This window comes from Pseudomonas sp. K2I15 (genome assembly GCF_002204795.1).
GTDB lineage: Bacteria > Pseudomonadota > Gammaproteobacteria > Pseudomonadales > Pseudomonadaceae > Aquipseudomonas.
On sequence record NZ_NIXO01000137.1, the window covers coordinates 1 to 2186 of the forward strand.

Annotated in this window: 1 protein-coding gene; it reads right to left on the reverse strand. The window is 60.2% G+C overall.

Going from position 1 to position 2186, the window contains the following annotated elements; genetic code table 11:
- On the reverse strand, nucleotides 1-2186 hold a 2186-nt coding region (locus CEC48_RS30760), incomplete at both ends, for a DUF6531 domain-containing protein (protein ID WP_141099738.1).

Here is a 2186-nt window from a genome sequence, read left to right on the forward strand (position 1 = left end):
TGTTGGGTGATGGCGTGGGCGTGCAGGCGGCCCTGGTCGTCGTAGTGGTAGTGGCTTAGGAGTTGGCCTTGTTGGCGTTGATGTTCGCGGCCGGATTTGAACAGGTGCGAGGTGAGCGGGTTACCGTTGAGTTCGACGGTGGCGAGGTCGCCGCCTTTGTCGTGGTGGAAGGCCAGACGGTTGTTGTCGGGTAGGCGCAGGTAATTGAGTTGGCCGCATTCGTCGTAGCGATAACGCAGGGTGCCCCAGCCTTGGTGTTCGGCGGTGAGGCGGCTTTGCAGGTCGTATTCGTAGTGGAGCGGCCAATGGCCGTCGTCGACGCTGAGGAGATTGCCGAGGCGGTCGTAGGTGTAATCGACCGTGCTGCGGTCGGGCAGGGTTTTTCTTACCAGGCGACCGGCGCTGTCTCGCTGATAAGCGGTAACGAGTTGGCTACGGTCATCGCCGTATTCGGTTTTTTCCAGCAGATGCCCGGCGAGGTCATACACATAAGCGGTGCGGCGGCCATCAAAGCCGGTTTCCTGCTGGATCAGGCCGTTGGCGTGGTACTCAAGCCGATAGGTTTCCCCGACCTCGTTTTCAATCTCGGTGAGTAACAGCCGGACATTGTCGTAGCGGTATTTGAGCTGTGTGCCGTCGGGGTTAATGCGACGGCTGATCAGGTGCAGGCCGTCGGCATATTCGTAGCGGGTGACGCGGCCGAGTTCGTCGCGCTCGGCAGTGATTTTTCCGTACGGGTTGTAGCTGAATTCGCGGGCACCACCGTCAGGCTGAATCACTTTGAGCAAGCGACCCACCGCGTCCCACTGATATTGGGTCAGCGCGCCATGCTCATCCTCGCAGGCAACCTGCCGTCCCAGGTCGTCATAGCGATAGCGCCGCACACCGCCATTCGCCAGCTTCTCCTCGGTGAGCTGGCCGCGCTCGTTCCAGATCAGCCGTTGGCTGCTGTTATCCGGGTGCCAAACGCCCGTGAGCTTGCCGTGTTTGTTGTAGCTGTATTCGGTGTAATTGCCGTCCGGATCGGTCTTGCGGGTGATGTCGCCTTGATCGTTGCGCTGGTATTTCCAGACCGCCTCACCACGGCGCACAACCCGTACGAAACCGTTGTCATGCTCGTAGGACGTGGGCGCATCGTCACCGGGAAACAGCGCAATCAAACGACCGGCTTCGTCGTACTGATACGCCGTCACCGCCCCCAGCGGATCCTGCTCGACCGTCAGCCGGCCTTTTTCATCGTAGGATTTGAAGTGCTCCGCGCCGTCCGGATCAATCCGCTGTACCAGCCGTGCGCGCTGATCGTGGACGTAGACTTCCTGGCTGCCGTCAGCGTTGTGCACGGTGACCGTGCCCTTGTCGTCCCAGGTATATCGCGTGTCCATCTGCGAAAAGCTGGCCCAGTGCCGGATGCAGCGCGCAGCCTTGCCGGACCGTTCCCACTCCCAGAAGAAACTCGCCCCACCGGCCAGTTCCCGCTCCAGGATTACTTGCTGATCGTCGTAGCGATAACGTTCGCTTTCGCCTACCGCGTTGGTCGCTTCGATCAACCGCCAAGCATCGTCATACGAGTAGGTAACAACGTTCTGCTCGGTAACCCAGGCGAGTTCCCGCTGCACCTGATAGTCGACCGCAACGATGTGCCCGCGGTCATAACGCAGCAGCAATCCTTGGCCAACGTGGTTATCGATCCGCTGAATCCGTCCGGAGTAGTCGCGGGATATGCGCAGCCGGTTGTCGTACGCATCGCTGATCGACGTCAGTACACCGTCGCGGAAGTGGTAGAAAAGGGACGTCTGGGCCAGTACAAATTCATCAGGCAAAGCGCCCAGATAAATCGCCGCTTCCGCCAGGCTATTGGTGATTGCGGGCCGTGCAGCAGAGGGAAGGGGGAACGTGGTGCTGCGGTTCTCGTGATCGGTCCACACCACCGACTCACCCACCACCGAAAGCCGCTGAGCCAGCGAATGACTCCAGCCAAACCCCAACCCACAATCCACTTCCACCGCGCTGCTGCGATACAGCCGCGTCCAGGCAAACGGCAGTACACCGTCCAGCTCGCCATCCGTGAGGGTCAGCAGCTCCTCACCGGTAACCATCGACACCGGGCAGCCGTTTTTACAGGTGTCTACCGCGCAGACTGAAGCATCCCCATTGGGGGTTTTCGCTGAAACAGGCACATCATCCAC